The organism is Streptomyces sp. NPDC057474 (assembly GCF_042802555.1).
GTDB lineage: Bacteria > Actinomycetota > Actinomycetes > Streptomycetales > Streptomycetaceae > Streptomyces.
The window spans coordinates 39,464-45,463 of record NZ_JBHVDX010000055.1; the positions used below are offsets into that span (position 1 = coordinate 39,464).

Here is a 6,000-nt window from a genome sequence, read left to right on the forward strand (position 1 = left end):
CAGCGCAGTCTTCTGCTGGGGAAAACCCCACCCCCATGGGTCCGGTCCACCGCCCCCCAGCGGCGTAAAGCCAGGTTAAGGACGGGAGGCGTCCCCTCTCGTCCTCCGGCGGTACGAACCCACCCCCAGCCGTAGTACGGAGGTACCCCTAAGGGATCTCGCCCGCCAGGAGGAGACGGTCTCGGGGTTCGCCTCCTCCCTCGGTGCGACCAGGCTGCACCCTCCCGTGGCGTGAGGGTCAATGGCATGGTGGTCGGCGGCAGATAGGTGCAAGGGGAAGGCATCCGGTGGGCGACAATTCGGTGGGCGACATACGCCCCGCGATACGCGACTCGGCACAGCACACCGGATCCGGCAGACGAAAAGCGGTCACCGCCGCTCTCATGCTGGCCATGGGCCTGGCCGCGATGGACTCCACGATCGTCTCGACCGCCGTGCCGCAGATCGTCGCCGACCTCGGCGGCTTCTCCGTCTTCTCCTGGCTCTTCTCCGGCTATCTGCTCGCCGTCACCGTCACCCTCCCCGTCTACGGCAAGCTCTCCGACACCTTCGGCCGCAACCCGGTCCTCATCGTGGGCGCCGCCCTGTTCCTGCTGGGCTCCCTGCTCTGCGCGCTGGCCTGGAACATGGGCTCACTGATCGCCTTCCGTGTCATCCAGGGCCTGGGCGGCGGAGCGCTGCAGGGCACGGTCCAGACCCTCGCCGCCGATCTCTACCCCCTGAAGGAGCGCCCCAAGATCCAGTCGAAGCTGTCCACGGTGTGGGCGGTGTCGGCGGTGGCGGGCCCCGGGGTGGGCGGCGCCCTGGCCTCGTACGCGGACTGGCGCTGGATCTTCCTCATCAACCTCCCGCTCGGCGCGGTGGCGTTGTGGCTGCTGGTCCGTCATCTGCACGAGCCCCGGCGGGAGTCGACGGGCCGCCCCCGGGTGGACTGGGCGGGCGCCCTGACCATCTTCACCAGCGGCGGGGCCTTGCTGATGGCGCTGGTGCAGGGCGGGGTGGCCTGGGACTGGCTCTCCTGGCCCTCGATCAGTCTGCTGGGTACGGGAGTCGCCCTGATCGCCGTGGTGGTACTCATCGAACGCCGGGCCGCCGAACCGATCATCCCCGGCTGGGTGTGGCGCCGCCGCTCGATCGCGGCGGTGAACCTGGCGCTCGGCGCGCTGGGCCTGCTGATGGTCGCGCCGACGGTCTTCCTCGCGACCTACGCACAGTCGGTGCTGGGCCTGGCGCCGGTGGCCGCCGGGTTCGTGGTCTCCATCTGGACGTTGAGCTGGCCGGTGTCGGCCGCCCTCAGCCAGCACGTCTACCGCCGTATCGGCTTCCGGAACACGGCGATGCTGGGCATCGCCGCGGCGGCGGCCCTCCTCTTCGCCTTCCCGCTCCTCCCCTACCCGGGCGAGGCCTGGCAGCCGATGCTGCTGATGCTCCTGCTGGGCGCCGCGCTGGGCCTCTTCCAACTCCCCCTGATCATCGGTGTCCAGTCCAGCGTCGAATGGTCCGAACGCGGCACCGCCACGGCCTCGATCCTCTTCTGCCGCCAGACCGGCCAGACCCTGGGCGCCGCGGTCTTCGGCGCGGTCGCCAACGGCGTCCTGGCCTCCCGCCTCGGCGGCGCGGGCGACCTCGACGCCGTCACCCACTCCCTCGACGCCGGCACGGCCGCGGAACCGGTCCGCCGCGCGGTCGCGGACGCGGTCCACGCCGTCTACCTGGGCGCGGCGTGCGCGGCGACGGTGGCGTTCGTGGTGCTGCTGCTGGTGGCGCCGCGGAGGTTTCCGGTACTCGAGGAGCACTGACACGCGAGCGGGCCCTGCCGGAACACGCCCGGCAGGGCCCTCTCGTCAGCGGATCGACCTGATCGCTATGTCTTCGAGATCATCGAAATCCCGCCCGTCGCAAGAGAGAACACCCGGGCCAGGGCCTTGCGGACGTCCGGGTCCCGGTCGAGCCGTTCCAGCGATGCGAACCTCGTCGGCTCGATATCGATCGTGGCAGTCCCGCCGACACCTGAGTCGTCCATGGCCGAGAACAACAGGAGGCATCGATAGGCCCGGACGGCCCCTCCCCGGCTCTCGCGCATCAACGACTGAAGCAGGACACTGCCCTCCTCGACCTGGCTGCGGAGTGCGTCCACCGAGGTCCACCGGGTCGCGAAGCCTCGGTGCTCCGCCTCCAACTGGATCTCGATCAGCGTGTCGAAACCGATCTGACACACGCGGAAGTCGGGGTCGGTCGAACGAATCATGGACATCAGAGCACTACTCCCCGCCGTAGACATCGATACGGATCTCCGTGTCCGGGTCGATACGCCCGTCCTCGATGCGCTCCTGGGATCGCCCCAACGCTGATGACCTCAGCTCAGTCTCGCCCAGGTCTCGCCCGGGTAGAGCGTGATGCCGGCGGTGTCTCGGCGGACAACCGCTGCCTTTTGGGGTCGACCAAGTGGCGATCCGTGAGGCGGCATCTCACACTCTGCTCACAGCACGCCCACAGAGCGCTCCTGACCCTCGTTCAAAAATCTGAGTTAATCGGGGTAACACCCCAGGTCAGCGCCAGATCCTCCAAGTAAGCGCATACCGACCGATCAGTTTGTCGAAAGTCTCGCGCACCGCCGAACCCACGAGTAACGTTCACGCCCGCCCCCCGCTCCCTGCGGTCCACACCGGACCCGAGCCGCGCAAGGAGACCAAGGGATGACCGACGCTTTCTCGTCACCCCCGCACCAACCGCCGTACCCGCCGCACACCTCGTCCCCCTCGTACCAGACCTACCCCTGGGCACCCCAGGAACCGGTCGCGGTCCCGGCCCCCCGGTCCGCCCGCACCGCCCCCCTCGGCCACCACAGCGACCTGCGGGTGCTGCGGAGCGCGTACCGCTGGCAGCGGCGGGTGGCGACGCTGACCGCGCTGGGCTACTTCGTGCTCTTCCTCGTCCTGTCGGCGTTCGCCCCGTCGTTCATGACGAGCGAGGTCAGCGGCGGACTCTCCACGGGCCTGCTGCTCGGTCTGCTGCAGCTGCCGGTGACATGCCTGGCCATCTGGCTGTACGAGCACACCGCGCGCCACCGGGTCGACCCCCTGGCCGACCGCATACGCGACCTGGCGGCCGTCGACGCGAAACGGGACGCGCGGCAGGACCCGAGGCGGGGAGCCACGCAATGACATTCACCATCTCCCCGACGGCATCCACCGCCCCCTCGACGACAGCCGTCGGCGGCCTCGCCGAGTTCAGCGGGTCGGCCCAGGCGATGTCGCTCGTCGGTTTCACGGCGGTCGCCACGATCACGCTGCTGCTGTGCGTGATGACGGGCCCGGACCGGGACGACCTCGACGAGTTCTACACCGGCTACAGCTCGCTCTCCCCCATGCGCAACGGCCTCGCCATCGCGGGCGACTACATCTCGGCGGCGACGGTGCTGGGCACCGGCGGAGTGATCGCCCTCTTCGGCTACGACGGTGTCGTCCTCGCCCTCAGTACGGCCCTGTCCCTGATGCTGCTGATGTTCCTGCTGGCCGAACCCCTGCGCAACGCGGGCCGGTTCACGATGGGCGACGCGCTGGCCCGGCGGATGCCCGGCCGGTGCGTACGCATCACCGCCTGCGTCGTCACGATCGCCGCGCTGATGCCGATGATGCTGGTCCAACTGGCGGGCACCGGCGACCTGCTGGCGTTCGTCCTCGGCTTCTCCAGCGACAGCCTGAAGACCGGTGTCGTGGTGGTCGTCGGCGCGCTGATGATCGGCTACGCGGCGATCGGCGGCATGAAGGGCACCGCCCTCATCCAGATCATCAAGATCGTGATGCTGCTCGGCTCGGGCGCACTGGTCGCCGTGCTGATCCTGAACAAGTTCGACTGGGACCCCGGCCTGCTGCTCGGCGCGGCGGCCGACAAGAGCGGCATCGGCACCGGCTACCTCCACTCCGGGCTGCAGTTCGCGGGCGGCCCGCACCCCGAACTCGACATGATCAGCGCCCAGTTGACGGTCGTCCTCGGCGGCGCCTGCCTCCCCCACGTCACCATGCGCATGTACACGGCGAACAGCGCCCGTCAGGTCCGTCGCTCACTGTCCTGGGCGGTCCCCTCCGTCGCCCTCTTCGTCCTGATCATCTCGGTGATCGGCTTCGGCGCGACGGCCCTGATCGGCCGCGAGGTGATCGCGGCGGCCGACCCGCAGGGCAACACGGCCTATCTGCTGGGCTCGATGGCGGCGTTCGGGGCGGAGGTGTCCACGGCGGAGACCCTGCTCTTCACCACGGTCACGACGGCGGTCTTCCTGACCCTCCTCGCCTCCGTGGCCGGCATGATCCTCGCCTGCGCCAACTCCCTCGCCCACGACGTCTTCGCGGCCCGGGCCACCAAACCCCTCACCCCGCGCCGTGAGATGACCATCGCCAGGCTCTCGGCCTGCGCGGTCGGCACCGCCGCGATCGTCCTCGCCACGATGGTCCAGCAGCGCAACCTCCAGCCCCTGGTCACCCTCTCCTTCTGCCTCGGCGCCTCCGCGATCGCCCCCGCCCTCGTCTACGGCCTCTTCTGGCGCCGCTACACCCGAACCGGCCTCATGTGCACGCTCATCGGCGGCACCCTCTCCGTCCTCGTCCTCATGACCGGCACCAACCTCGTCTCCGGTTCCCCCCACTCCGCCTTCCCACGAGCCGACTTCAACTGGTTCCCCTTCACCACGACCGGCCTGGTCTCCATCCCTCTGGGCTTCCTCGCCGGCTGGCTCGGCACCCTCCTCTCCGGCCGCACCAAGGCAGACGAACAACGCAAGCAGTACGAGGCGGTGGAGGGCTGGATCCTGGCGGGCGCGGTGAGGAGGGAGAACTGAAGACTGCCGGGCCGTGGGTCTTTTCAGGGGCGCGGGGCCGTGTCGATATGCGGCTCGGCCGCGTGGGAGTGACCAGCCCCCACACACCCGCACCCGCACCCGAAAACGCGCCCTAGTCCGTGAGCGCCGAGAGACTGTCCCGGATGCAGTCCATCTGCGCCCGAACCCCGTCCCACCTCTCCCCGTGGTCCCGCAACACCCTCTCGGTCTCCCGGGCCACCCACTCCTCCCGCCGCCGAGCCTCCGCGATCGCCTCGGCGGCACGGTCCTCGGCCTCGTCCTGCATCCGCGCCGCGGCCGCCTCCGCGTCCGCGAGGCCCCGCTCGGCCTCGAGAAGCTCCGCCTCCGCCCGAGCGGCCCGTTCGGCCTGCCCGGCATCGAACGCGGCCGCCCGTTCGGCGACCTCCCGCTCGATGGCGGCCACCCGCTCGTCGTACTCCTTGTCGAGGTCGGCGAGCATCCCCTCGGTCCGCTCCCGCATCTCCCGCAGCGCGGCCAACGCCTCGCCCCGCCCCTCCTTCACCCCGCGCCGGGCCTCGATCCGCAGCTCGTCGGCCTCGGCCTGGGCGGCCAGCAACCGGTGCCGGGCCCGCTCGTCGGCCTCGCCGCGCAGCTCGTCGGCGTACGCCTGCGCGTCACCCCGCAGCCGCAGCCCGGCCTCCTCCGCCTCGGCCACGAGCCGCCGGGCCTCGTGACGCCCGCCCTCGCGGACGGCCGTGGCCTCCTCGACACCGAGTTCGTACAGTTGCCGGGCGCGTTCGCCGAGCGCCTCGTACGTCTGCGGGGTCAGCCCGGCGACCGTCTCGCGCAGCCGGGCGAGTTCCGCGCCCATCTCCCGGGCCAGCACGGTCAGCCGGGCGGCCCGCTCCCACGCGGCGTCCCGGTCCCGCGAGAGGGCCGCCGTGTGGGCGTCGACCTCGTCGAGGCGGTAGCCACGCCGTACGACGTCGAACTCGAACTCATGGGGTGCCGTCGGTGCGCTGCTCATGCTGGTCCCTCTCCGCCGGACGCGCACGAAATGATGATTTCGCGCACATCTTGATGTATCGGGCAGAAATGTTCATAACGCGACACTCCGTGCGTGGGTCACGGGAGAGGCGGCGAACGTAGGGATCGAGCACAGGAAGCGGGCACGGAGCGGGCACACGGAAGGGCCCGGCCCGGTC

General features: G+C 70.4%; 5 protein-coding genes. 3 read left to right on the forward strand and 2 right to left on the reverse strand.

Features of this window, described 5'->3' with window-relative positions; translation table 11 throughout:
• The first annotated feature begins 302 nt into the window (after positions 1–302).
• Complete coding sequence (locus tag ACFU53_RS18095) at positions 303–1,799, forward strand: MFS transporter (RefSeq protein WP_383992783.1); 1,497 nt, start codon at positions 303–305, stop codon at positions 1,797–1,799.
• A 65-nt stretch (positions 1,800–1,864) separates the two neighbouring features.
• Here the strand turns inward: ACFU53_RS18095 and ACFU53_RS18100 are convergent, their stop codons facing one another.
• Complete coding sequence (locus ACFU53_RS18100) at positions 1,865–2,254, reverse strand: hypothetical protein (protein WP_383992761.1); 390 nt, start codon at positions 2,252–2,254, stop codon at positions 1,865–1,867.
• 442 nt (positions 2,255–2,696) lie between these two features.
• On the opposite strand from ACFU53_RS18100, the gene ACFU53_RS18105 reads away from it, so the two are divergent.
• Together ACFU53_RS18105 and ACFU53_RS18110 are read left to right on the forward strand one after the other, a co-directional pair.
• Positions 2,697–3,164, forward strand: coding sequence for a DUF485 domain-containing protein (locus tag ACFU53_RS18105; RefSeq protein WP_383992764.1), 468 nt, complete (start codon positions 2,697–2,699; stop codon positions 3,162–3,164).
• 86 nt (positions 3,165–3,250) lie between these two features.
• On the forward strand, positions 3,251–4,834 hold the full coding sequence (locus tag ACFU53_RS18110) for a cation acetate symporter (RefSeq protein WP_383992786.1): 1,584 nt from the start codon (positions 3,251–3,253) through the stop codon (positions 4,832–4,834).
• 112 nt (positions 4,835–4,946) lie between these two features.
• On the opposite strand, the gene ACFU53_RS18115 is transcribed toward ACFU53_RS18110, so the two are convergent.
• Positions 4,947–5,822, reverse strand: coding sequence for a cellulose-binding protein (locus tag ACFU53_RS18115; protein WP_383992769.1), 876 nt, complete (start codon positions 5,820–5,822; stop codon positions 4,947–4,949).
• Between the last annotated feature and the right edge of the window lie 178 nt (positions 5,823–6,000).

Bases quoted from the DNA above. Each gene is read 5' to 3' on its own strand.
- ACFU53_RS18115 (WP_383992769.1), bottom strand. From the start codon at position 5,822: ATGAGCAGCGCACCGACGGCACCCCATGAGTTCGAGTTCGACGTCGTA.
- ACFU53_RS18105 (WP_383992764.1), top strand. From the start codon at position 2,697: ATGACCGACGCTTTCTCGTCACCCCCGCACCAACCGCCGTACCCGCCG.
- ACFU53_RS18100 (WP_383992761.1), bottom strand. From the start codon at position 2,254: ATGTCCATGATTCGTTCGACCGACCCCGACTTCCGCGTGTGTCAGATC.
- ACFU53_RS18110 (WP_383992786.1), top strand. From the start codon at position 3,251: ATGTCGCTCGTCGGTTTCACGGCGGTCGCCACGATCACGCTGCTGCTG.